Annotated in this window: 25 protein-coding genes; 12 read left to right on the forward strand and 13 right to left on the reverse strand. The window is 72.0% G+C overall.

Annotation, left to right across the window (positions count from 1 at the left end):
• The 6 genes from GCU60_RS03010 to GCU60_RS03035 all read right to left on the reverse strand — a co-directional run.
• Positions 1-598, reverse strand: a 598-nt coding sequence (locus GCU60_RS03010; protein WP_163202166.1) for an extracellular solute-binding protein, incomplete at its 3' end; no start/stop codon positions are given.
• Positions 599-774: 176 nt separating this feature from the next.
• Positions 775-2,034 carry a cation:proton antiporter gene (locus GCU60_RS03015; RefSeq protein ID WP_345770354.1) on the reverse strand — a complete coding sequence of 420 codons (1,260 nt, stop codon included), beginning with the start codon at positions 2,032-2,034 and terminating at the stop codon, positions 775-777.
• Between the two features lie 101 nt (positions 2,035-2,135).
• A complete protein-coding gene (locus tag GCU60_RS20055; RefSeq protein WP_163202168.1) occupies positions 2,136-3,716 on the reverse strand; it encodes a molybdopterin-dependent oxidoreductase in 1,581 nt (526 codons plus the stop codon).
• Between the two features lie 124 nt (positions 3,717-3,840).
• Positions 3,841-4,662, reverse strand: a complete 822-nt coding sequence (locus GCU60_RS03025; RefSeq protein WP_163202169.1) for a nitrilase-related carbon-nitrogen hydrolase — start codon at positions 4,660-4,662, stop codon at positions 3,841-3,843.
• Positions 4,663-4,671: 9 nt separating this feature from the next.
• Positions 4,672-6,363, reverse strand: a complete 1,692-nt coding sequence (locus GCU60_RS03030) for a flavin monoamine oxidase family protein (protein WP_163202170.1) — start codon at positions 6,361-6,363, stop codon at positions 4,672-4,674.
• Positions 6,364-6,920: 557 nt separating this feature from the next.
• Positions 6,921-7,277: an ArsR/SmtB family transcription factor gene (locus GCU60_RS03035; RefSeq protein ID WP_163202171.1), complete on the reverse strand. Its 357-nt coding sequence runs from the start codon at positions 7,275-7,277 to the stop codon at positions 6,921-6,923.
• Positions 7,278-7,440: 163 nt separating this feature from the next.
• Between GCU60_RS03035 and GCU60_RS03040 the strand changes: the two genes are divergently transcribed.
• Genes GCU60_RS03040 through GCU60_RS03050 form a run of 3 tightly spaced genes read left to right on the forward strand, consistent with a single transcriptional unit; the run spans position 7,441 to position 10,565 of the window.
• Entirely contained in the window at positions 7,441-7,638 is a 198-nt protein-coding gene (locus tag GCU60_RS03040) for a hypothetical protein (RefSeq protein ID WP_163202172.1), read from the forward strand.
• A gap of 25 nt (positions 7,639-7,663) precedes the next feature.
• Complete coding sequence (locus GCU60_RS03045) at positions 7,664-9,187, forward strand: FAD-dependent oxidoreductase (RefSeq protein WP_163202173.1); 1,524 nt, start codon at positions 7,664-7,666, stop codon at positions 9,185-9,187.
• A 40-nt stretch (positions 9,188-9,227) separates the two neighbouring features.
• Positions 9,228-10,565, forward strand: coding sequence for an MFS transporter (locus tag GCU60_RS03050; protein WP_163202174.1), 1,338 nt, complete (start codon positions 9,228-9,230; stop codon positions 10,563-10,565).
• On the opposite strand, the gene GCU60_RS03055 is transcribed toward GCU60_RS03050, so the two are convergent.
• From GCU60_RS03055 to arsB, 4 genes are read right to left on the reverse strand one after another with little or no spacing between them, the layout of a single operon-like run.
• Complete coding sequence (locus GCU60_RS03055) at positions 10,530-10,961, reverse strand: low molecular weight phosphatase family protein (RefSeq protein WP_345770355.1); 432 nt, start codon at positions 10,959-10,961, stop codon at positions 10,530-10,532. The two genes, GCU60_RS03050 and GCU60_RS03055, sit on opposite strands and share 36 nt — an antisense overlap.
• Before the next feature lie 53 nt (positions 10,962-11,014).
• Positions 11,015-11,449, reverse strand: coding sequence for an arsenate reductase ArsC (locus GCU60_RS03060; RefSeq protein ID WP_163202176.1), 435 nt, complete (start codon positions 11,447-11,449; stop codon positions 11,015-11,017).
• Positions 11,450-11,463: 14 nt separating this feature from the next.
• A complete protein-coding gene (locus GCU60_RS03065) occupies positions 11,464-12,117 on the reverse strand; it encodes an arsenate reductase ArsC (protein ID WP_163202177.1) in 654 nt (217 codons plus the stop codon).
• Positions 12,114-13,238, reverse strand: coding sequence for an ACR3 family arsenite efflux transporter (gene arsB / locus GCU60_RS03070; RefSeq protein ID WP_163202178.1), 1,125 nt, complete (start codon positions 13,236-13,238; stop codon positions 12,114-12,116). The genes GCU60_RS03065 and arsB overlap by 4 nt, the downstream gene beginning before the upstream one ends.
• Before the next feature lie 134 nt (positions 13,239-13,372).
• Between arsB and GCU60_RS03075 the strand changes: the two genes are divergently transcribed.
• The 7 genes from GCU60_RS03075 (at position 13,373) to GCU60_RS03105 (ending at position 18,711) form a co-directional block, all read left to right on the forward strand.
• Positions 13,373-13,786, forward strand: coding sequence for a metalloregulator ArsR/SmtB family transcription factor (locus tag GCU60_RS03075; RefSeq protein ID WP_163202179.1), 414 nt, complete (start codon positions 13,373-13,375; stop codon positions 13,784-13,786).
• 58 nt (positions 13,787-13,844) lie between these two features.
• Positions 13,845-14,111 carry a metal-sensitive transcriptional regulator gene (locus tag GCU60_RS20875; protein ID WP_091984694.1) on the forward strand — a complete coding sequence of 89 codons (267 nt, stop codon included), beginning with the start codon at positions 13,845-13,847 and terminating at the stop codon, positions 14,109-14,111.
• Positions 14,112-14,132: 21 nt separating this feature from the next.
• Positions 14,133-14,438, forward strand: coding sequence for a rhodanese-like domain-containing protein (locus tag GCU60_RS03085; protein WP_163202180.1), 306 nt, complete (start codon positions 14,133-14,135; stop codon positions 14,436-14,438).
• A gap of 58 nt (positions 14,439-14,496) precedes the next feature.
• Positions 14,497-15,876: a rhodanese-like domain-containing protein gene (locus GCU60_RS20880; protein WP_163202181.1), complete on the forward strand. Its 1,380-nt coding sequence runs from the start codon at positions 14,497-14,499 to the stop codon at positions 15,874-15,876.
• A gap of 233 nt (positions 15,877-16,109) precedes the next feature.
• Positions 16,110-16,886 (forward strand): sulfite exporter TauE/SafE family protein, encoded by a 777-nt coding sequence (locus GCU60_RS03095; RefSeq protein WP_163202182.1) that lies wholly within the window; start codon positions 16,110-16,112, stop codon positions 16,884-16,886.
• Between the two features lie 371 nt (positions 16,887-17,257).
• Complete coding sequence (locus GCU60_RS03100; protein ID WP_163202183.1) at positions 17,258-17,653, forward strand: hypothetical protein; 396 nt, start codon at positions 17,258-17,260, stop codon at positions 17,651-17,653.
• Between the two features lie 185 nt (positions 17,654-17,838).
• Positions 17,839-18,711 (forward strand): helix-turn-helix domain containing protein, encoded by an 873-nt coding sequence (locus GCU60_RS03105; RefSeq protein ID WP_239520371.1) that lies wholly within the window; start codon positions 17,839-17,841, stop codon positions 18,709-18,711.
• Between the two features lie 84 nt (positions 18,712-18,795).
• Here the strand turns inward: GCU60_RS03105 and crcB are convergent, their stop codons facing one another.
• The 3 genes from crcB to GCU60_RS03120 form a co-directional block, all read right to left on the reverse strand.
• The gene (gene crcB, locus GCU60_RS03110; protein WP_163202185.1) at positions 18,796-19,161 is read right to left on the reverse strand and encodes a fluoride efflux transporter CrcB; all 366 of its coding nucleotides are present in this window, start codon (positions 19,159-19,161) and stop codon (positions 18,796-18,798) included.
• Positions 19,158-19,577, reverse strand: a complete 420-nt coding sequence (locus GCU60_RS03115) for a fluoride efflux transporter FluC (protein WP_345770356.1) — start codon at positions 19,575-19,577, stop codon at positions 19,158-19,160. Before GCU60_RS03115 ends, crcB begins: the two co-directional genes overlap by 4 nt.
• Positions 19,578-19,714: 137 nt before the next feature.
• Entirely contained in the window at positions 19,715-20,101 is a 387-nt protein-coding gene (locus GCU60_RS03120; protein WP_345770357.1) for an ArsR/SmtB family transcription factor, read from the reverse strand.
• Between the two features lie 179 nt (positions 20,102-20,280).
• On the opposite strand from GCU60_RS03120, the gene GCU60_RS03125 reads away from it, so the two are divergent.
• Both GCU60_RS03125 and GCU60_RS03130 read left to right on the forward strand, forming a co-directional pair.
• The gene (locus GCU60_RS03125; protein ID WP_345770358.1) at positions 20,281-22,128 is read left to right on the forward strand and encodes a heavy metal translocating P-type ATPase; all 1,848 of its coding nucleotides are present in this window, start codon (positions 20,281-20,283) and stop codon (positions 22,126-22,128) included.
• Positions 22,125-23,153: a DMT family transporter gene (locus GCU60_RS03130; protein WP_163202188.1), complete on the forward strand. Its 1,029-nt coding sequence runs from the start codon at positions 22,125-22,127 to the stop codon at positions 23,151-23,153. Before GCU60_RS03125 ends, GCU60_RS03130 begins: the two co-directional genes overlap by 4 nt.
• Positions 23,154-23,226: the final 73 nt, after the last annotated feature.

Genomic DNA, 23,226 nt, shown 5'->3' on the forward strand with positions numbered 1-23,226 from the left:
CGTAGATCTCGGCGTTGCGCTGCAGCCCGGCCAGCCACTCGCGGGTCGCGTCCTCGCCCTCGAGCGCGAGGACTGCGCTGACGATCGCCTGGAAGTCCGCGCCGCCGGCGGCGATGCCGACCCGCCCCTCCCAGGCCGGGTCGGCCAGGTCGAGCATCGAGGCGGGGAGCTCGTCCTCGCCGATCTCCGCGGGGTTGTAGATCAGCGCCGTGGTGCGGGCGGCGAACCCGACCCAGTTGCCCGACGACGGCCGGTAGGCCTCGCCGACCTGGTCGAGGGTTGCCTGGTCCAGCGGGGCGAGCAGCCCGGCCTCGTCGACGACGTCGATGGAGGGGCTGTTCTCGGTGAGGAAGACGTCGGCCGGCGAGGCGTCGCCCTCCTGCACGATCTGGTTGGCCAGCTCGGAGTCGTTCGCGTCGCGGAACTCCAGCTCGATGTCGGTCTCCTCGGTGAAGTCCTCCAGCATCGTTCGGACCAGGCTCTCGTGCTGAGCGCTGTAGACGGTGAGCGTGTCGGCGTCCGAGCCGCAGCCGGAGAGGGCGACGGCGGCCCCCAGGGTCGAGACGAGTCCGGCGATAGCCCGGCGGGGCCTGGTCACGGGGTCCTCCAGTGGAACGGGGCCTGGACGTAGGCCAGGCACACCTAACCATGGTGCACACGGTCCTTCCACGGGCGGCACCCGGTGGCCGGGCCGGGAGCTCCCGGAGCACGGCACCGCCCCCGCTCCCCTGCCGGGGTGACCGGTCGGCGGCCCGTCGCATCACCGCCGGTCGGTCACCCGTCGCCGGTTCCGGGGCGGCCCGGCGGGGGCGCCGTCACCGGCTCGACGCCGAGCGGGTCTCCGCCGGCCGCACCGGGACCCTCGGACTCGCGCCGCGCCTGGGCGCGGGCGAAGGCGTGCGCGATGGGCACGTCCGTCGAGGAGTGCGCCAGGATCGAGGCGAAGATGACCAGGGCGACCAGGTGGAACATGGCGTCGGCACCCGGCACCCCCGCGTCCAGGATGAGCAGCCCGTAGACCACCGAGGCGAAGCCCTTGGGGCCGAACCACGCCGCGACGGCACGCTCGGCGGCCGGCAGGGGGCTGCGCGCCAGGGCGACGACGATGGCCAGCGGCCGGGCGAGCACCAGCGCCAGCACCGCGAACAGGTAGCCGGCCAGCGGGATCTCCCCCAGGAAGGCCGGCGAGATCAGCGCGCCGAAGACCAGGATCGCGGCGAGCTTGAGCAGCTCGGTGACCAGCTCGCCGAACTCGGAGAAGGACTCCTCGACGTCGGGCGCGAAGCTGGCGATCGTGATGCCCGCGGTGAAGGCGGCGAGGAACAGGTTGGCGTGCGTCAGCTGGGCGACGCCCAGGACCATCAGCCCGATGGACAGCCCGCCCAGCGCGGCGTACAGCGGTGTGGCCGAGGTGAAGCGGCTGCGGATCAGGAGCACCGCCACCGCCGGGAGGGCGAAGCCGACCGCGATCCCGAGCGCCAGCTCACCGCCCAGCGACGCGTAGTCCACCTCGTCCTGGGAGAGCACCGAGAGCAGCACCAGGACGACGGGCAGCGCCAGGCCGTCGTTGAGGCCGCTCTCCACGTTGAGCAGCGACCGCAGCCGCCCGGGCACCTCCGCGCGGCCGACGATGGCCGAGGCGAACACCGGATCGGTGGGCGCCAGCACGGCACCGACCAGCATCGCCTGGGTCCACGACAGGCCGGCCACGTAGTACGCCAGCACCGCGGTGACCGCGAAGGTCAGGGGCATGCCGAGCACCAGCGCGCGGCCGGGCAGCCGCCAGGCGTTGCGGAGGTCGGAGAAGCCGACCCGCATGCCGTCGGTGTAGAGCACGGAGAACAGGGCCAGCTCGGCCAGGCCGACGACGATCTCGTCGCCCGGCTCGAAGGTCAGCACGCCCGTCACGCCGTCGCCGAGCACGAACCCGGCGAGCAGGAAGAGGACGGCGGTGGACAGCACGGTGCGGTTCGCCAGGCCCGAGAAGAGGACGGCGACGAACAGCAGCACGGCGAATGCGAGCAGGAGTGCCACGGGCCCCCCTACCCCGGCCGCCGGGCATCGACCGCACGCCGGCGCCTCGGTGTCACGGCATCGACACATCGTCCGGCCGGGAGGGCGGCCCGGCCGATCGCTCAGGTCCCGACGACGACCTCGACGACCGGGTAGCCGGAGGCGCCGTCGGGCGCGACGGGGGTCCGCTGGTCGGTCTGCACCTCACCGCGTCCGTCGGTGGCCCGGGCCGCGATGCGGTGCCGGCCCTCGGTCGCCTCCCACGGCAGGTACCACTGGCGCCAGCAGTCGACGTCGAGGGACTCGGCGAGCTCGGCCTCCTGCCACGGCCCGTCGTCGATGCGGACCTCCACCCGCTCGATGCCCCGGGTCGGCGCCCACGCGACGCCGGCGATCGGGCGCCGTCCGGCGGCGACCGGGGCTCCGGCGCGCGGGACGTCGATGCGCGCCTGCGTCTTGACCGGGCCCTCCTTGGCCCAGCCGCGCGGGATCCAGTAGCCGTCGACGTCCCAGTCGGTGAGCTCGATGGCCGAGAGCCACTTGGTCGCCGAGACGTACCCGTACAGGCCCGGCACCACCAGGCGGGCGGGGAAGCCGTGGTCGGCCGGCAGCGGCTCGCCGTTCATCGCGACCGCCACCATCGCCTCCTCGACGTCGAGGGCGGTCAGCACCGGGAAGCCGGCGGTGAAGCCGTCGACGGAGCGGCCGACGAGCTGGGTGGCCCCGCGCTGCAGCCCGGCCCGGTCCAGCAGCGCCTTGAGCGGCACCCCCTGCCAGCGCGCGTTGCCGACCAGGTCGCCGCCGACCTCGTTGGAGACGCAGGCCAGCGTCACGTCGGCCTCGATCTGCGGCAGCTCCATCAGCTCGGCATAGGTGAGCGTGAAGGGCTCGTCGACCATGCCGCGCACCTCGAGCCGCCAGGTGTCGGGCTCTACGACGGGCACCCGCAGGGCCGTGTCGATCCGGTAGAAGTCCTCGTTGGGGGTGAACAGCGGCGTGAGTCCCGGGATCTCGAGGTCGGCCTCGGGCGGGACGGGCCCGGCCCGCCGCACGGGCGTGGGCAGCCGGATGGCGGCGCGCAGGTCGTCCAGCCGCTCCCGGCCGGAGAGCAGGTAGCCGCCGACGCCGGCCAGGACGCCGAGGAGCGTGGTGCCCGCGGTGACCGCCAGGAAGCGGCGGCGGTCCAGGTCGCTCATCGGCGTCGCGTCCTCCGCCGGGCCGGACGGGGCCGCCGAGCCGTGCACGGCCCGGGCCAGCAGGTACAGCACGCCGATGCCCGCGGCGGCGCCGAGCACCCCGACGAGCAGGGTCAGCAGGACGGGGTTGCGGTCGTCGGCCAGCGCGGCCGCCGTCCCCAGCGCGGCGAACAGGGCGATGCCTGCCGCGGCGAGGACGAACCGCCGGCGGGCGAGCACGCCGAGGGCGGCGCCCAGGAGGAGCGAGACGACCACGATGCTGCCCAGGAGCACCGGCTTGTCCGCGGTGCCGAGGGTCGCGATGGCCCAGCGCTCCAGCCACCCGGGCACGCTGTCGATGACGGTGTCCCCCACCGAGATGACCAGCGAGGGGACCCGCGGGATCAGCCCGGCGGCCAGCTCGGCGACGCCGAGGGCGACGGCCACCGAGGCGATGCCGGCCAGCGCGGCGCGACCCCGGGTCGGCCCGCGGCCGCCGGTCGTCGATTCCGCCGCGCTCGAACTCACGTCTGCCACCTCCGCGGAATGTCCCCCGCGGCGGGCCGGGACACCGGCAGCGCCATCGTCGCGGAACTGTCATGCACGATCCGATGGCCCGATGCCGACGCCTCGAACAGCTCTCGCGCCGGTCCTACGGCAGGGTTCCCGGCGGCGGCCCGCCCTCGGCCAGCGACCGGTAGAGCCCGGGCCGCCGGTCCCGCAGGTAGGTGGTGTCCCGGCGGGACGCCGCCAGCACGTCGCGGTCCAGATCGGCCACGAGGAGCTCCTCGCCGCGGCCGGCCCGGGCCAGGTCCCGGCCGTCGGGCCCCACGACGCAGCTGAGCCCGCCGTACTCCAGGCCGGCCTCCGTGCCGGAGTAGTTGGCGTAGGCGACGTACAGCTGGTTCTCGTAGGCCCGCGCCGGCACGAGCGTGGTCGCGACCACGTCGTAGGCGACCATGTTCGCCGTCGGTGCCAGGACGACGTCGACGCCCGCCAGCGCGAGCCCACGGGCGGTCTCCGGGAACTCGACGTCGTAGCAGATCAGCAGCCCGCACTGCCAGCCGCCGATCTCGACCACCGGGGGCACGTCGTCGGACGGGGCGAACTGCGACCGGTCGAGGTCGCCGAACAGGTGCGTCTTCCGGTATCCGGCCAGCGGTGCGCCGTCGGCGCCCACCAGCTGGACGGAGTTGTGGACGGCGTCGGCTCCGCGCTCGGGATAGCCGTACAGGACGGCGACCCCGCTGGACCGGGCCAGGTCGGAGACCGCCCGCGCCCACTCGCCATCGCGCGGCTGGGCGAGCCGGTCCACCGCGTCCGGGCCGATGGCGTACCCGGTCAGGAACATCTCCGGGGTCAACAGCAGGTCCGCGCCGCGTTCCCGCGCCGCGACCAGCGCATCCGCCAGGCGCGCCAGGTTCCCGTCGGGGTCCAGTGGCCGGGACCCGCACTGGGTGAGGGCGATGCGCACGGCCGCCCCCTAGTCCGGCAGCACGATCGGGCCGAGCTCGGCGAACACGTCACCGGGCCCGGGGTTGTCGGCATGGGTGCGGCCGCCGAAGTGCCGCATGATGCCCCAGACCGCGTTGAGCGACGTCTGCACCGCCCCCTCCACCCAGGCCGGGGTCCACGACACGTCGTCACCGGCCAGGAAGATCCCCCGCTGCTCGGCGGGGAGGTCGTCCTGGACGAAGTGCGCGTACATCCGCTGGTTGTACCGGTAGTGCCCGGGCAGGGCGCCCTTGAAGGCACCGAGGAAGTGCTCGTCGGCCTCCCACGAAACGGTGATCGGGTCGCCGATGATGTGCTGCGCGATGTCCACGTCGGGGTAGATCTTCTTCAGCGCCCCGAGCGCCAGCCGGACCCGCTGGTCCACCGGGTAGGGCAGCATCTTCAGCGCGTCGCTCATCCAGGAGTACGTCAGGCAGATGACGCCGGGCTGGTCGTCGCCGTGGTCGAAGAGGTAGGTGCCGCGGGTCAGCCGGTCGGTGAGCGTCATGCTCATGACGTCGCGGCCGGTCTCGGGGTCCTTGTCCTTCCAGAACGGCCGGTCGACCATCACGAAGGTCTTGGACGACTGCATGTACCGGGTGCGGTCCAGCGCGGTCCACATCTTCTGCGAGAAGAGGCTCTCGTCGCAGTCGATCTGCGTGGTCAGCAGCCAGCTCTGGCAGGTGGCGAGCACCGCGGGGTAGCGGGCGGTGTGCCCCCAGGCGTCGGTGACGGCGAAGCTGCCGTCGCCGTCCCGGGTGATCGCGGCGACGCCGGCCCGGGTGCCCCCGCGGTGCAGCTTCGCCAGGGTCGTGCCGGCCGGCCAGTGGGCGAGCTGGTCGGGCGCGTGGTTCCACAGCCCCCACGGCACCTGCTCCACGCCGCCGACGACGAAGCGCTGGTCCTCGTCGCAGTTGGTCATCACGACCCGGAAGATCTCGAGCATCGAGTTCGGGAAGTCCGAGTCCCAGCCGCCGGTGCCGAAGCCGACCTGCCCGAAGACCTCGCGGTGGTGGAACGACAGCTTCGAGAACGCCTCGGAGCTCGCCACGAAGTCGTAGAAGGTGCGGTCGTCCCACAGCGGGACCAGCTCGTCCCACAGGGCCTTCAGCTTCGGGACGTCGCGTGCCCGGATGGCGTCCTGGATCTCGGTGAAGCCGACGGTGCCCAGGGCGTCGGCCCACGCCTCCGCGACCTCGCGGAACAGCGGGGGGAGCGCCTCGGTGGACTCGGCGTAGTGGGTCTCGCCCTCGATGTCGATGACGGTGCTGCCGGACGCGGGCGTCAGCGGGTTGGGGAACGGCCTGGTGTCCAGGCCCAGCAGGTCGACGTAGCGGTAGAAGGCGGTCGAGGACACCGGGAAGCGCATGCCGCCCAGCTCGGCGACGATCTCGGCCGGCGCTCCCTCGAAGCGAGCCGACCGGAGCCGCCCGCCGATCTGCGAGGCCTCGTAGAGGACCGGCTTGAGCCCGAGCTTCATCAGCTCGTACGCCGCGACCAGACCGGAGATGCCCGCCCCGACGACGGCCACCTCCTCGCCGTGCCGCTCGGGCGGGATCGCACCGAGGCCGGACGGATGGGTGATCCAGTCGTCGAACGCGAAGGGGAAGTCGGGGCCGAAGATGGTGACCGGAGGCCGGTCGCCGTCCTGGGCGGCCGGAGAACCGGGACCGATCGTCATGCCTCGTCCTTCCCTTCGCGCGCTGCTCGTGGGGCCCGGTCGCCGGGCAGCGGCTGCTCGCTCGCGGGAATCCGAGGGCCGGCGCCCCGGCCGGAGCTGACGCATCCGACAAGGCATGCTGCCATCCCGGCAAGACCGGTCACCGCACCGCCGCTCTCGGGACGACGAAGGCCCCCGACCGGCGTTGTAGCTGGTCAGAGGCCTGGAGGCTCCCCCGACTGGACTTGAACCAGTAACCCTGCGATTTGACCCTGGACCGTTGGGCTGCGCTGGACAGCGCTGAATACGCAGGTCAGAGTCGGTGCGAAGCGTTGGCTGCGACGGCTCAGGACGGCTGGTTACGGGAGTATTGGGTGCTTAAAGAGTGCCTATGGCAGCTTTCCCACCCAGTCACAATCACCGGCCCAGCAACCTGGTGAGCGCCGAGGATCCACTGGATGCCCCCACCTCTCACCCGGGTCGGCCTCCGCAGCGTCGGCACCTGACCTCACGCCGGGCTTCCTGCGGACCTCGGATCCCCGGTGTCGCTACTCGCTGGAAGCTCAACGGAAACGCTCTCAGCGCTGCGCCAGAGCGCCCCGGAGGTTCTCCAGCGCGGCGGGAACGATGGCATACCAGACGTTACGGCCCCGCTTCTCGCTGATGACGATCCCTGCCTCCCGCAGCTTGCCGAGGTGGGAGCTGACCGTGCCCTGCGTGCGGCCCGCGGGCTCGACGAGGTCGCAGGCGCAGACCGCGCCGCCTTCGGCGTTGGCCAGCAGCGACACCAGCCGCAGACGCACCGGGTCGGCGAGCGCGGCGAACTGCCGGGCGAGCGTCTCGGCTTCCGGCTCGCTGAGCACCGTCGAGGACAGAGGTGCGCAGCAGGCGACCACCTCGGGCTGGTCGAGCACCGGTAGCTCACGAATGGTCATCGGTTCTCCTCGACTCTGGCACCCCGCCGCCGCAACACATTGACATACGTCGATACGTGCGGCACCGTGCTTCGTATTGACGAAAGTCAATGTACCGCTGCAGGACGCTTACGCCAGCAGGTCGCCTCCCGGCCTCACTGCTGGGAGTGAGGAAGGAGCCGCCGTGATCGCCGCCTACGCCCTGGAGCTGCTGGCCGAGACCCGTGCGGCTGAGCTGCGCCGGGAGGCGAGCGCCGCCCGCCTTGCCGCCATGGCCGCCTGCTGCCGCCCGAGCACCTGGGCCCGTGCCGCCGACCGCGCACTCGACACCATCGCTCGACCCCGCCGCAGCGTCTCCCCCACCTGCTGCGCGACCGCCTGACCCACCGACCGGAGGACCGTTTCCTGTGACCAGCACACCCACCCCTGCCAGCACTCTCGTTCAGCAGACCGGCCTGCCGGTCGTCGTCATCGGCGCCGGCCCCGTCGGCCTGGCCGCCGCCGCCCACCTCTGCGACCGGGGCCTGACTCCGCTCGTGCTCGAGGCCGGCGAGCACGTCGGTGCCGCGATGCGCGCCTGGGGACACATCCGCACCTTCACGCCGTGGCAGTACATCGTCGACCCCACGGCGGAGAAGCTGCTGGCCCCCACCGGGTGGACGCGCCCGGCCGGGAACGTTCCGCCGACCGGCGCCGAGGTGGTCGGCGGCTACCTCGAGCCGCTGGCCGACGTCCTCGGCGAGGCCGTCGTCCGTACCGGTGCCCGGGTGGTGGCGGTGACCCGCGAGGGTCTCGACAAGTCGCGCACCGTGGGCCGCGAGCAGCGGCCCTTCCTCGTCCGGGTGCAGGGCCGCGACGGCGCGGTGACCGATGTGCGCGCCGCCGCGGTCATCGACGCCTCGGGCACCTGGGGGCAGCGCAACCCGCTGGGCGCCTCTGGCCTGCCCGCGGTCGGTGAGGCTGAGGCGGAGGGGGCCGGCGTGCTGGTCGGCCCGCTGCCCGACGTACTGGGCGCCGACCGGGCGCGGTTCGCCGGCCGGCGCACCCTGGTGGTCGGCATGGGTCACTCGGCGGCCAACACGCTGCTGGGCTTGGCGCAGCTGGCCCGCGAGGAGGCCGGCACCGAGATCGTGTGGGCGATCCGCGGCACCGACGCCCGCCGGCTGTTCGGCGGCGGCGGGGCCGATGAGCTGCCCGACCGCGGCAAGCTGGGCACCGACTTGCGCTCGCTGGTCGTTTCCGGCGCCATCGAGCACCACACCGGGTTCTCCATCACCGGCCTGGAACTCACCGGCGACAGCACGGTGACCGTGGTGGGGCAGACCGCCGGGGGTGAGCAGCGCATCACCGGTGTCCACAACGTCGCTGCCGCCACCGGTTTCCGACCGGATGTGGCGATGCTCAGCGAGGTCCGCCTCGACCTCGACGCCGGCCTGGACGCTCCTCGCCAGCTAGCCCCGCTGGTTGACCCGGGCTTCCACTCCTGCGGCACCGTGCCCCCGCACGGCCACCGCGAGCTCGCCCACCCGGAGGAGCCGGGCTTCTACGTGGTCGGGATGAAGTCCTACGGGCGGGCGCCGACATTCCTGATTACCACCGGCAACGAGCAGGTCCGCTCCATCGCCGCGCACCTCTCCGGTGACGACGCGGCCGCCGACGAGGTGCAGCTGGTGCTCCCTGAGACCGGCGTTTGCTCCGTGAGCCTCCCGCTCACCGACGACGCGGCCACGGCCGGCGGCAGTTGCTGCGGCACCGCGTCGGCGGCTGAGGTTCCGGCTCAGGTGGACGCCGCGCACGCCGCATGGGCCAACGGTGAGGCACGGGTCGGCTTCGCCACCGGCGTCGCGGGTGGCCGGGCTGCCGGCACCGACGGAGGCTTGCTGCCCGTGACCGAGGTGCGTGGCCAGGCGAGCGGCTCGTGCTGCGGCTGACTTCCCGGCGCCGGGCCCGCAGCTCGGGCAGCCTGGCCAGGTGACTCCGCGGGATGAGCTGGCGCCGGCTGCACGCAGGCCCGCGACGGGCACCCCCGCGGCCGGGGACGACTTTCTGGGATGGCGCATCGTCGCGGTGCTCTCGGCGGGTCAGGTCGTCAGCTGGGGCGTGCAGTACTACGCGTTCCCCGTCGCGCTGACGACCATCACCGCCGACACCGGCTGGTCGACCGCAGTGACGACTGGTGCGTTCACCACTGGGCTGGTCGCGTCCGCGCTTGCCGGCATACCGGTCGGGCGGTGGCTGGACCGCTTCGGGCCGCGTCCGGTGATGACCGCCGGCTCGGTGCTGGCGGCGGCGGCCATGGCCGCCGTTGCGCTGGCTCCGAGCCTGGACTGGTTCTTCGCGGCGTGGCTGGTCGCCGGCGTCGCGATGTCGGCGACCCTGTACCAGCCGGCGTTCGCCGCCCTGACCGGCTGGTACGGCCCGAACCGGGTGCGGGCGTTGACCGCGCTGACCCTGGTGGCCGGGTTGGCGAGCACCGTGTTCGCGCCGCTGACCAGCTTGCTGCTGGAGCAGCTGAGCTGGCGCAGCACCTTCCTGGTACTTGCCGCTGTGCTCGCGGTGGTGACCGTGCCGCTGCACCTGATGGGGCTGCGCCGGCCCTGGCCGCGGGCTGCGGCCGCCGCCGACCCTTCTTCTCTCACTGAGCGCGCCGGTGAGAACGGCGGCACGGCTCCGGCCAGCGACGGTGCGGTGCGGGCGGTGCTCACCAGCCGGCCGTTCTGGCTGCTGTCCGGTGGCCTGACGCTGACCGCGTTCGGGCTGTACGCCACCAGCGTCACGTTGCTCATCCCGCTGCTGACCGAACGAGGGATGTCCGCCTCGCTGGCCGCGACCACCCTGGGTCTGCTGGGCGCCGGGCAGCTGCTGGGCCGTCTCGGCTATGGACCGCTGAGCGCCCGCACCGGGCCGGCGACCCGGGCGGTGGTCATCGTCGCCGCCTCTGCGGCCTCCATCGGTCTGCTGGGTGCGGTGCCGGGACCGGCGTGGGCGCTGATTGCGGTGGCCGTGCTGGTCGGCGCGGTCCGCGGGGCCGGCACGCTGCTTCAGGCCACGGTCGTGGCCGAGGAGTGGGGGTCGGCACGCTACGGGTCCCTCGCCGGGGCCTTCGCCGCGCCCATCACCGCGGCCGCGGCGCTGGCTCCCTTCGGCGGTGCCGCACTGACCGACGTCGTCGGGTCCCGCACCGGTGCGCTGACCGCGCTGGCGTGCTTGGTGTCACTGGGCACGGTGCTCGTCGCCGCGGCGCACCGCGGCCGTCGACCTGGTGAGCTCGCCTCAGTTGGTGGGGGCGGCGAGCAGGCGGTCGCGTAGGTCGTCGACGCGGGCGGCGATCTCGTCGCGGACCAGTCGCATCCGCGCGATGCCGTCGATGCCTCTGCTCGAGGGCTCGTCAGTCACCCACGTCTCGAATCGTGTCCCCGGCTGCCGCTGCGCGGCTGCGGCGACCAGGTCGTCGTCGATGCGAGCCTCGGTGCCGAGGGTGACGACCACGTCGGCGGCGGCAATGAGGCCAGCGGTGACCGGGCGGGGCTGGGCGTCGGTGATGTCGACCCCGACCTCCAGCAGCGACTGTGCAGACAGCGGGTTGACCGCCTCGCCGGGTCGGGTGCCGGCGGAGGTGATCTCGACGCTGTCCCCGGCGGCCGCGTGCATGAGGCCGGCCGCCATCTGGGACTTCCCGGCGTTCTTCACGCACACGAACAGCACGCGCGGTGCCCCGCCCTGCGGCGAGCCCTCGGCTGCAGGTTGGTCGGCGTGCATCAGCCGATGTGCGCGGAGCCTGCGGTCTCGACCGGCACGCCGAGCCCGGCCAGCAGTCCGCGGATGCGGCCCTCGATGTCGTCGCGGATCGGGCGGACGGCGTCGACGCCCTGCCCGGCCGGGTCTTCCAGCTCCCAGTCCAGGTACCGCTTGCGGGGGAAGATCGGGCAGGCGTCGCCGCAGCCCATAGTGATGACCACGTCCGAGGCCTGCACCGCCTCGGTGGTCAGCACCTTGGGCTGTGCGGTCGAGATGTCGATGCCGACTTCGGCCATCGCCTGCACCGCGGCGGGGTTGACCTGGTCTGCCGGGAGTGAGCCGGCTGACCGCACCTCGACGGAGTCCCCGGCGAGGTGGGTGAGCCAGCCGGCGGCCATCTGGGATCGGCCGGCGTTGTGCACGCAGACGAACAGGACGCTGGGCTTCTTGGACACGGCAAGGGCCCCTTTCAGCTGGGGGTGACGGAGGGAACGAGCTCGGCCAGCAGGGCACGGACCCGGGTGTCGATGTCGGTGCGGATCGCGCGGACCTCCCCGACGCTCAGCCCGGCGGGGTCGCGAACGGACCAGTCCAGGTACCGCTTGCCGGGGTACACCGGGCAGGCGTCGCCGCAGCCCATCGTGATGACCACGTCGGCGGCCTGCACGACGTCGTCGGTCAGCGGCTTGGGGAACTCCGCACCGAGGTCGACGCCGACCTCGGCCATCGCCTCGGTCACCGCGTCGTCGATCTGGGCCGACGGCAGCGAGCCGGCGGATCGGACGTGCACCCGTCCGGCGGCGTGTGCGTTCAGCAGGCCGGCGGCCATCTGCGACCGGCCGGCGTTGTGCACGCAGACGAACAGCACCTCGGGCACGTCGGTGGTGATGGCGCCCTTGGCCTGGGCCAGCGCGGTCAGCCGCTCGGTGGCGAACCGGGCAGTGAGCGCCGGCAGGTGGGTGGTGACCTTCGCGGTGCGGCGCAGGGCGGTGTAGGACTCGAACACGTACCTGTCGACGGTCTCCCGGGCGAACACCCCCGTGAAGCGGGCGGCCAGCTCATCGGCCAGCCGGTGCAGGGCGGCTTCGGGCGTGAGCAGGCCCGGCAGGGACTTCTCGGTCATCGTGAACTCCGAACGGTGGCGGGAACGGTGGGGTCGCCGGGGAACCAGCGCCGTGCCGCCCACAGCGACACGTAGACCAGGGCGACGAGGACAGGGACCTCAATCAGCGGGCCGACGACCCCGGCCAGTGCCTGGCCGCTGGTGACGCCGAAGGTGCCGATGGCCACCGCGATGGCGAGCTCGAAGTTGTTGCCCGCGGCGGTGAACGCCAGCGTCGCGGTCTTGGCGTAGCCCAGTCGCAGCCGCATGCCGAGGAGGAACGAACCGCCGAACATCAGGAAGAAGTAGGCCAGTAGCGGTAGCGCAATGCGGGCGACGTCCCAGGGGTTCGAGGAGATGGCGTCGCCTTGCAGCGCGAACAGCGTCACGATCGTGAACAGCAGCCCGTAGAGCGCCACCGGCCCGATGCGGGGCAAGAACGTGCCCTCGTACCAGTCGCGGCCCTTCCGCCGCTCGCCCAGCGTGCGGGTGAAGAAGCCGGCGACCAGTGGGATGCCGAGGAACACCAGGACCGATACGACGATTGCCCAGAAGCTGAAGTCAGCCGACGTGGTGGACAGTCCGAGCCAGCCCGGCAGCACCTGCAGGTAGAACCAGCCCAGGGCGGCGAAGGCGACGATCTGGAACACCGAGTTGATGGCGACCAGCACGGCGCCGGCCTCGCGGTCGCCGCAGGACAGGTCGTTCCAGATCAGCACCATCGCGATGCAGCGGGCCAGGCCGACGATGATGAGCCCGGTCCGGTACTCCGCCTGGTCGGGCAGTAGCGCCCAGGCCAGGGCGAACATCAGCGCCGGGCCGATGAGCCAGTTGAGGGCCAGGCTCGCGAGGAGCAGCTTGCGGTCGCCGGTGACCCGGTCCAGCTCGGAGTACCGGACCTTGGCCAGCACCGGGTACATCATCAGCAGCAGGCCGACCGCGATCGGCAGGCTGACGTTGCCGACCTCGACGGCGGACAGTGCGTCGTCCAGGCCCGGGACCCAGCGGCCCAGTGCCAGACCAAGAGCCATGGCGGCGACGATCCAGACCGGCAGGAACCGGTCCAGCGTCGACAGCCGGGCCATCACCGGGGTCTCAAGGTCGGTGTTCGGCCGCGGGGTCTCCGCGACGGTGTCACTCATGAACTCGGCGAGCCTCTCTTGTCCGGTACAGGTCGCTGTCCACCGCCGCGCGAGGTGCGCGGCAGGCATCGACCGTCGTCGATGACTGTGGCCGAGGCATCGACAGGCGTCAATCTCCCAGGCACACTGCTCGGGTGAACAGCAGTCGAACTCGGACGGCCCTGACCGTGCTTGACCAGCCGACCGACGTCGCTGCGTGTGCGTCGGCGCCGCTGGCCGGTGGCCTGGATGTCGACGCGGCCACTGCGCTCGCCCAGACGCTCAAGGCTCTAGCCGACCCCGCTCGACTGCGGCTGCTGTCGCTGGTCGCCGGCAGCAGCACCGGCGAGGCGTGCGTCTGCGACCTGACCGGCCCGCTGGGCCTCAGCCAGCCGACGGTGTCCCACCACTGCAAGGTGCTCGTCGACGCCGGCTTCCTCACCCGAGAGAAGCGCGGCGTGTGGGCGTACTACGCCGTCATCCCGGGCGCCCTCCACACCCTGGCCGACGTGCTCGGCTCGGCCGCCGTGCCGGCTGACGGCCGGGCCGCCTCAACCGCGCGCGCCTGACGCCCACATACCTCTCCGAACCTGGCGTATACCCCCGGGGGTATGTATCGTGGACGTCGTGGACATCCCCCAGGGCGAACTCGCCGACGTCGTCAAGCGGCTCAAGCGCATCGAGGGCCAGATCGGCGGCATCGTCCGCATGATCGAGGACGGGCGGGACTGCTCGGCCGTCGTCACTCAGCTCGCCGCCGCATCCAAGGCGCTGAGCAAGGCCGGCTTCGCCGTCGTCTCGACCGGGATGCGCTACTGCTCGACCAACGAGGACGGCGAGACTCGCGAGGTCGACCTACGCGAGCTCGAGCGCCTGTTCCTCTCCCTCGCCTGACCACCACCCCCTGGAGTTCCTTTGAACCCGCAGATCCCCCAGTTCACCCCTGCCCAGGCCGCCGACCGCACCGAGGCGGTCATCCTCGACGTCCGCGAAGCCGCCGAACTCACCGAAGGACGGATCGCCGGCAGCACCCACATCCCGCTGGGCCAGCTGTCCGCGCGCGCCTTCGAGCTCGACCGCGCCCGTCCGGTCATCACCGTCTGCCGCAGTGGCGGGCGCAGCTCGCAAGCCGCACAGTTTCTCGCCGGACAGGGCTACGACGTGGCCAACCTCGACGGCGGCATGACGCAGTGGATCGCCGAAGGCCGTCCCACCGTCTGACGACGCTCATCATTTGCCCCACAGGTACCCCTGCCCCGTACCGTACTAAGGAGCTCCCGTGCAGATCGACATCATCGAGACCACCGGACTCGGCGACCGCAGCTACCTGGTCAGCGTCGACGGTGTCGGCGTCGTGGTCGACCCCCAGCGCGACTTCGACCGCGTGCTGGCCCTCGCCGAGAAGCGGGCCGTCCGCATCGCCCTGGTCGTGGAGACCCACCTGCACAACGACTACCTGACCGGGGGCCTCGAGCTGTCCGGCCAGGTGGGTGCGGACTACGTCGTCCCGGCCGGTGACTCCGTCGCCTACGAGCGGGTGCCGGCCGCCGACGGCGACGTCCTCGAGGCCGGCCCGATGCGCCTCCGGGTCCTGCACACCCCCGGCCACACCCACCACCACGTCAGCTACGTGCTGACCGACGCCGCGGACGAGGCGCAGGCCGTGTTCACCGGAGGCTCCATGCTCTTCGGCTCGACCGGCCGCACCGACCTGGTCGGCCCCGAGCACACCGACGAGCTCACCCACGCCCAGTACCACTCGGTGCGCCGGCTGGCCGCCGAGCTGCCCGCCGGCACCCCGGTCTTCCCCACCCACGGGTTCGGCAGCTTCTGCTCGGCCACCCCGACCAGCGGCGACTCCTCCACGGTCGGCGAGCAGGTGACAGTGAACCCGGCGCTGACGCAGGACGAGCGGTCCTTCGTCGAGGAGCTGATCGCCGGCCTCACCGCGATTCCGGCCTGGTACAGCCACATGGGGCCGGGCAACGCCGCCGGCCCGGCGCCGGTCGACCTGTCGACACCTCGACTCATCGACCCCGAGGAGTTGGCCGACCGGCTGGCGGCCGGTGAGTGGGTGCTCGACCTGCGCACCCGCACCGCGTTCGCCGCAGGGCACCTGCCGGGTGCGCTGAACTTCGAGTTGGCGGTCGCCAACTTCGTCACCTACGTCGGCTGGCTCATCCCGTGGGGCGCACCGATCACCCTGATCGGGGAGAACGAGGAGCAGGTGGCTGACGCCCGCCGCGAGCTGGTCCGCATCGGCATCGACCGGCTCGCCGGTGCCGCCATCGGCAGCCCCGAGCAGCTGGGCGCCGGCCAGGAGCCGGCCTCCTACCCGATCAGCGATTTCTCCGGGCTGGCCAGCGCCATATCCGCCGATCCGCAGCTGACCGTCGTCGACGCGCGCCGCGACGACGAACGCGCCGGCGGCGGCGTGCGCGGCTCCCGGCACATCCCGATCCACGAGCTTGCCGACCGCATCGACGAGGTTCCCGACGGTGACGTCTGGGTGTACTGCGGCTCGGGCTACCGCGCCGCCATCGCCGCCTCGCTGCTTGCCCGCACCGGCCGCCGGCCCGTGCTGGTCAACGGCGGCTACGGCGACCCCGACACCGGTGCGGCCGCCGTCGGCCTGCACACGGACTCCGTCTCCCGCTGATCTGACGGCCGTCCCACCGACTACGAGGAGACCAACCATGTGTCGAGCAGTTCCCTGCAAGACCTGCGGCAAGACGACGTGGGCCGGCTGCGGCCAGCACGTCGATCAGGTCATGGCCCGCGTTCCCAGCGCACAGCGATGCCCGGGCCACCCCCGCCCCGAGCGGTCCGGGAGCTGGCTGGGCAGGCTCCTCGGCCGCCGTTGATGTCAGCCACCACCGTGGCAGCAGCCCGATGATCGGCCTCGTGATCGGCATCGGCCTGGTCATCGGCGCGCTGGTCGGGCTGCTGGGCGGAGGTGGCTCGATCCTGGCGGTGCCGGCGTTGGTCTACCTCGCCGGCCAGGACCTGCAGCAGGCGGTCGCCACCTCGCTGCTGGTGGTCGGCATCACCGCGGTCGTCGCGGTGCTACCCCGACTGCGCGAACAGCAGATCAGCTGGCGGATCGGGCTGCTGTTCGGCGTGGCCGGCGCGGCCACCGCGTTCACCGGGGCTGCGGTCAACCGGGTGCTGCCCGACGAGCTGACCCTCGCCCTGTTCGCCGTGGTCATGGTCGGCGCCGGGATCCGGATGCTGCAGGAGAAGCCAGCAACCGGTACCGCGTGCGCCATCGACGGCGGCCGGGTGAACTGGCGACGCTGCCTGCCACGCACCCTGGCGGGTGGACTCGTGGTCGGCTTCCTCACCGGCCTGCTCGGTGTGGGTGGTGGCTTCCTCATCATCCCGGTACTCGTGCTGGCCCTGGGCCTGCCGATGCCCACCGCCATCGGCACGTCCCTGGTTGTCGTGGCCATCAACTCCGCCGCCGGCTTCGCCGCGCACGCGGGAGAGGCGAGTCTCGACGTGCCGGTCACTCTGGCTTTCACCGGTGCGGCCGTCGTGGCTGCCCTGGTGGCCGGACGGGTCGGCGCGCACATCCCTACGGATCGGCTGCGCCGCTGGTTTGCCTGGTTGGTACTCACCGTCGCCGGTCTCATCGCAACCCAGCTGACCGTCGACCTGTTCGCCTGACCCTCCCGGATGACCGCGTTCTCGCGCTCCCGCCCCCCACCGTCGACCTGCTCCGCCGCGGGCCACCAGCCCATCCGAGCGCCGGCGATCCGGGGGGCGTCCCCTGCCCTCAGGGCTGCTTGCCCGACCCCAGCAACACCAGCGGTGAGAAGCCGGCGCAACCCGACTCGACGACCGCTGGCCTGCGCCCGTCAGATTGCCGACGACCTCGGGTGCGGCCACGCCAGCCCGGCTACCGACTCACCGTGACGGCAGTTTCGTGGCGGATCTGTCGAGCACCGCCTCGTTCGGATTGTCGGCGGGGTGTCACCAAAGAGCTCGAAATAGCGCCTTCTCCCGGTGAGCGCGACTACTCACCACCAGGAGCAGGGATGTGCGGTCAGCGGGGACGTCGGACGACGGCAGCCCGTGCGCCGACACCGTCCCACGTACCTGCTGCTCATCGCGGCGCGCTGCAGGACCTCGTCGACCGCTACGGCGGCCACACCCACCGGCTTCTCACAGACCTCGCCGACGTCCTATACGCCAGCATCGCCTACGTCGACCGGCCCACCGTCGAGGCCCACCTCGAGCGGCCCCTGTCCGACCGGGAGTGGGCCGATACCGCCCAGCAGTTCACGGCCATGGCCTTCGACGACCACGTCGGAGATGCAGGCAGCCTCCGCACCGAGTGGATCGCGGGCGTCCTTGCTAGGGCCGGCGTGCCCAGTCGCGGCCTCATCGACGTTCGACAGCCCATCGCCGCCACCGACCAGAGCACGTCGTGAGCGTCACCCGGACGTGTCCGGCCTGCGGCTACACCGGCAGGTACGCCAGCGACGCACTCGCCGACGTCCACCACGCCCGCCATTCCTGTGCCAAGCACCGGCATGCCATCGAGCGAGCACGTCGCCGTGTCCAGCGCGCTCAGGGTCGGGTGAGGCGGGACTGCACTCATCCGCGTGTTCGGCACGTGCACGGAACCCGCGTCGCCTATGTGAAGGACCGCTGCCGCTGCATCGACTGCACTGCGGCCAACACCGCGACCGGCCGTGCGGTGCACCGTGCGCAGGCCTTCGGCCGCTGGCGGCCGTTCGTCGACGCCGCCCCAGTGCGGAAGCACGTTCGAGCTCTCCGCGCCGCCGGCATCGGCGTCGAGCAGATCGCCGTGCTCGCCGACCTTTCCACCAGCCACGTCCGCGAGCTGGCCGACCCCGGGCGCGACGGCAACCCACGCGTCCGGCGGGTCCGGCCCGAGACCGCCCAGCGGATCCTGCGCATTCGGATCGACCAGGGCAATCGAGCGCCGCGCAGTCAAGTCGACGCCACGGGCACTCGGCGCCGGCTGCAGGCCCTGATCGCCGTCGGGTGGGCCCACGACGAGCTGGCCGCCAGGCTCGGCCGCAGCTCCGCCAGCCTCCGACGCAGCATGCTCAGCGACTCCGTCACCGCGCAGACCGCGAGGGAGGTCAGCGCCGTCTACGAGCAGCTGTGGAACGCGCGCCCACCGGAGTCCACCGACGAGCAGCGTGCCGCCGCCGACGCCGCCCGCGCCTTCGCCGCTGATCGTGGCTGGCTACCACCCTTGGCATGGGACGACATCGAAAACGACCCAGCCCCCCAACACCACGCTGAGACTGTAGAGACGGACGGCCTCGACGAGATCGCCATCGAACGCGCCCTCGCTGGCGACGGCGTCCGCCTCGAACACCTCACCGTTGCTGAGCAGGACGAAGTCGTCCGGCGGCTCACCGAACGCGGCAAGTCCATTCGCGACATCGCCGAACAGCTCGCCACGACGAAACGCACGGTCTCCCGCCGGCGTGCGTCCATCAACGCCGCATAGACGCCACGCTGACGCACATCGGTGCCGGATCGGCTATGTCGCCAGGACATGTTCGAGCCGACCGGCGGGTCTCACCGCTGCCGGTCAGGCGAGCCAGGAGGCGACGGACCACCCGAGGGCGACCGCGCCGAACCCAGCGAGCAGGCTCACCAGGACGTTGGCCAAGGCGTAGAAGCGAGCATGCTCCTCCAGCAGCCGCATCACCTCGTAACTGAAGGTGCTGTAGGTGGTCAGCGCACCGCAGAAGCCCACGGCGACCATGGCGCTGACCGCCGGGGAGACGTGACTGCCCAGCGCGGCGAGCACGCCGAGGATGAACGAACCGACCACGTTCACGGTGAGCGTTCCCCACGGAAAGACGCTGTCGTGCCTGGTCTGCACCGCCCGGTCGGTGAGGTAGCGGGCCGGGGCGCCGACAGCGGCCCCCAGCGCCACCCACAGCGCGATCATCGAGGACCATCCGAGGTGCGGGCCGGTCGCGTCCGACTCCGTCGCCAGCGCACGCATGTGCGCGTTGCATGCGCACCGAGGACGGTCGCAGTGACGGCGGCGAGCACGGTGGCCGCCATGTAGCCCAACGCGACGGCGCCGTGTCCGGCCAGCGCCAACTGCTGGACGTCGACCATCGCCGTGGAGAAGGTCGTGTACCCACCGAGGAAGCCGATGCCGATGAACGGGCGGACCAGCCGGTGCGGCGTGATCACATCGATGATCACGACCATCAGCACCCCGATGAGGAAGCAGCCGCTGACGTTGACCAGCCACGTCGCCCACGGCCACTGCCCCGGCTGGTGCGGTAGAGCCACCGTCAAGCCGTAGCGCGCCTCGGCACCCAGCGCACCGCCCGCCGCGATGGTGGACAGCACGGCCGGGTCCCACGTCCGTTCACGCCGCTGCACGGGAACATGCAGATCGACATCGGGATCGACCGGTCGCGTCGGCGTCGGCCGTTCAGTGGTCACCGGCTCACCATGCCGTCAGTTGCGGACCGCGCCCCACCGGATCAGCGAGGTGGTCGTGCCGCGGCCACGCCCGGAACGTGGGCCGAAGGCTGCTGATGAGCTTCAGTCCGGCCCGCCTGGTGGTCGGCGTGGGAGAGCGCCTGACGGACGAGTTCTCCGATGTGGTGGTCGGCCAGCGTGTAGAAGACGAACGTTCCTTCCCGGCGGTTGGTGACGAGACCGGCCAGACGGAGCTTGGACAGGTGCTGGCTCACGGCGGTCGGGGTGGTTCCCGCCAGGTCGGCGAGGCACGCGACGGACGACTCGCCCTGCATGAGTGCCCACAGGATGTTCAGCCGCGTTGGGTCGGCCAGCATGCGCAACGCGTCGGCAGCTCGGCGAACGTCGTCCGTCTCGGGCATGTCGAACCCTTCGATGCCATGATGCACAGCCCCCACGATACCGGTGCTATCGCCTGCCTAGCTGTCTTCGCACTTGCGCAGGTACGCTCGGACGAGTGACGGCTTCAGCAGCGACCTCTCACACCTCTGCACAGCCTGTGGCGCCGACACGGCGCCCTTCGGTCTTGTGGTCGCTCCCAGAAGTGCGGTGGGCTACCGCCGCGCTGGTGCTGTTCCTCCTCGGCGGCGCGGCACAGTTGGCCGGCGCCCCCGAGCCGGTCTTCTGGGGGCTGTACCTGGCCTGTTACGTCGTAGGCGGCTGGGAGCCCGCCTGGGCCGGGCTACAGGCGCTGCGCGACAAGACGCTGGACGTCGACCTGCTGATGATCGTCGCCGCGCTCGGTGCCGCGGCGATCGGGCAAATCTTCGACGGCGCACTGCTCATCGTCATCTTCGCCACCTCCGGCGCCTTGGAGGCATTCGCCACCCGCCGCACCGCCGACGCCGTCCGCGGCTTGACCGACCTGGCCGCGGAACAGGCCAACCTCGTCTCCGACGACGGTGCGGAACGGCCGGTAGCCGCAGTCGACCTGGCCGTGGGTGACCGGGTGCTGGTCCGCCCCGGCGAGCGGGTGCCCGCCGACGGACGAGTCGCGGCCGGGACCTCCGAGGTCGATCAGGCGTCGATCACCGGGGAACCGCTACCGGTCGACAAGGCCGTCGGCGACGAGGTGTTCGCCGGGACGAGCAACGGCACCGGGGCGCTCACCGTCGAGGTCACCCGGCCCGCGCGGGACAGCGTCGTGGCGCGGATCGCGACCATGGTCGAGGAGGCATCGGCGACCAAGGCCCAGACACAGCTGTTCATCGAGAAGGTGGAGCAGCGCTACTCGATCGGCGTCGTGGTCGCGACGATCGCGATCTTCACGATCCCGCTACTCCTGGGCTCCGAACTGCAGAGCGCCCTGCTCCGCGCGATGACGTTCATGATCGTCGCCTCGCCGTGCGCCATCGTCCTGTCCACCATGCCGCCGCTGCTGTCGGCGATCGCCAACGCGAGCCGCCACGGCGTACTGGTCAAGTCCGCCGTCGTCATGGAACGACTCGGCACCGCCACGGTGGTCGCCCTGGACAAGACCGGCACTCTGACCCATGGCACCCCGACCGTCGTCGCGGTCCGGCCACTGCCCGGCGGACCGTGCGCAGAGGACGACCTGCTCGCTCTGACCGCCGCCGCCGAGGCCCCCAGCGAGCACCCGATCGGCCAGGCCATCGTCGCCGCCGCTCGTGAACGCGGCATCGACCTGCTGCCCGCCACCAACTTCCGTGCCCGGACGGGTCGAGGCGTCACCGCCTCGGTCGCCGGCTGGACGGTCACGGTCGGATCGCCGGACGCGGCTGCTCTCTCCGGCGAGCCGGCGATCACCGCCATGGTGAAAGGCGAGCAAGCCCAAGGCCACACCGCCGTCGTGGTCAACCTCGACGCCCGGCCGGTCGGCGTACTCGCCCTGGCCGACCGCCCCCGGCCCGAGGCCGCACAGGCGATCGCGGCGCTCCGGGACAAGACCGACCACGAACCGGTGCTGCTCACCGGGGACAACCCCCGCGCCGCCGCTAGCCTGGCCGCTCAGGTAGGAATCACCGACGTCCGCGCCGGACTACTGCCCGAGGGCAAGGTCGCCGCCGTCCATGCCCTGCAACGCGACGGCCACCGCGTGCTGCTCATCGGAGACGGCGTCAACGATGCTCCGGCCCTGGCCGCCGCCGACATCGGCGTGGCCATGGGCGGCATCGGCTCCGATCTGGCGCTGTCCAGCGCCGACGCCGTCATCGTGCGCGACGACCTGAGCACCCTGGCCGCCGTCACCCGACTGTCCCGCCGGGCACGGCAACTGGTCGTGCAGAACCTGATCATCGCGGGCACGGTGATCGCCGTCCTGGTGACCTGGGACCTGGTCGGCCACCTTCCGCTCCCCCTCGGCGTCGCCGGACACGAGGGCTCAACCATCCTGGTCGCCCTCAACGGGCTGCGGCTGCTGCGCCGCTCGGAGTGGCGCACCACGGTGGACCGATGACCAGGTTCCCTCCGGGGCTGCTCCAGTGCATGGCCGCGGCAGTGCTGTTCGGGGCCTCCACACCGCTCGCCGCTCCGTTGGCCCGCGAGATGAACGCACCGACCCTCGCCGGCCTCCTCTACCTCGGTGCGGCACTGGCCGTGGCGCCGCAGAACCTGCGCCGCCTTCCTCCCTCATCGGCGCTGCGCGCCAACGGTTCCCGGCTGGCCGTGGCCGTCGTGCTCGGTGGCGCGGTGGGCCCGGTTCTTCTCGCGGCGGGACTGGCACGCACGTCCGCGGCCAGCGCATCGCTGCTGCTCAACCTGGAGCTGGTCTTCACCGTCCTGCTGGCCGGCTGGTTCTTCCGCGAGCACATCGGCCCCCGAGTCGCGGCCGCCACGGTCCTGGTGACCAGCGCCGGCCTCCTGCTCAGCAGCTGGAACACCAGCCCCGACATCCGGCTCGGTGCCGTACTGGTCATCGGGGCCTGCCTGTGCTGGGCGCTCGACAACTGCGCCACCGCCAACGTGGACCGGCTCGCGCCCTCGTTCATCACCTTCATCAAGGGCGTGATCGCGGGCAGCGCCAACCTGGCCATCGGACTGTCTACCGGCGCTGGCCCCACCGCGTCGGACGCCATCCTCGCCGTGGGCATCGGGATGATCGGCTACGGCCTCTCCATCACCCTGTGGGTGACCGGCGCGCGCAGCCTCGGGGCCGCCCGCGGCCAGGTCGTGTTCTCCGCCGCTCCCTTCATCGGGGTCCTGCTGGCCTGGACCCTCCTGGCCGAGCCCGTCACCGCCCCGCAGATCGTGGCGATGGTCCTGCTCCTCGCAGGCATCACCCTCGTCGTGCGATCCGACCACGATCACGCCCATGCGCACGAACCGCTGGAACACATCCACGAGCACGCGCACGACGACCATCACGCAGATCACGAGCACGCTGCAGGGACGCCAGACCGGCACAGCCACCCGCACCGCCACGAACCCCTGCGCCACGATCACGCTCATGTGCCCGACCTCCACCACCGACACGGGCACTAGGGCATGTCTCTTAAGTGCGTAGCCAGGTGATGATCGCGGCCAGGACGGCAGCAGCTCGGTAGACGATGGCGAG

The sequence above is a fragment of the Blastococcus saxobsidens genome, from assembly GCF_010682065.1.
GTDB lineage: Bacteria > Actinomycetota > Actinomycetes > Mycobacteriales > Geodermatophilaceae > Blastococcus > Blastococcus saxobsidens_B.

Excerpts from the sequence above, each read along its gene's own strand:
- GCU60_RS03035 (WP_163202171.1), bottom strand. The coding sequence starts at position 7,277 with ATGACCATTCGTGAGCTACCGGTGCTCGACCAGCCCGAGGTGGTCGCC.
- GCU60_RS03130 (WP_163202188.1), top strand. The coding sequence starts at position 22,125 with ATGACCAGGTTCCCTCCGGGGCTGCTCCAGTGCATGGCCGCGGCAGTG.
- crcB (WP_163202185.1), bottom strand. The coding sequence starts at position 19,161 with ATGATCGCGCTGTGGGTGGCGCTGGGGGCCGCTGTCGGCGCCCCGGCC.
- arsB (WP_163202178.1), bottom strand. The coding sequence starts at position 13,238 with ATGAGTGACACCGTCGCGGAGACCCCGCGGCCGAACACCGACCTTGAG.
- GCU60_RS03030 (WP_163202170.1), bottom strand. The coding sequence starts at position 6,363 with ATGACGATCGGTCCCGGTTCTCCGGCCGCCCAGGACGGCGACCGGCCT.
- GCU60_RS03100 (WP_163202183.1), top strand. The coding sequence starts at position 17,258 with ATGTGCGGTCAGCGGGGACGTCGGACGACGGCAGCCCGTGCGCCGACA.
- GCU60_RS03065 (WP_163202177.1), bottom strand. The coding sequence starts at position 12,117 with ATGACCGAGAAGTCCCTGCCGGGCCTGCTCACGCCCGAAGCCGCCCTG.
- GCU60_RS03095 (WP_163202182.1), top strand. The coding sequence starts at position 16,110 with ATGATCGGCCTCGTGATCGGCATCGGCCTGGTCATCGGCGCGCTGGTC.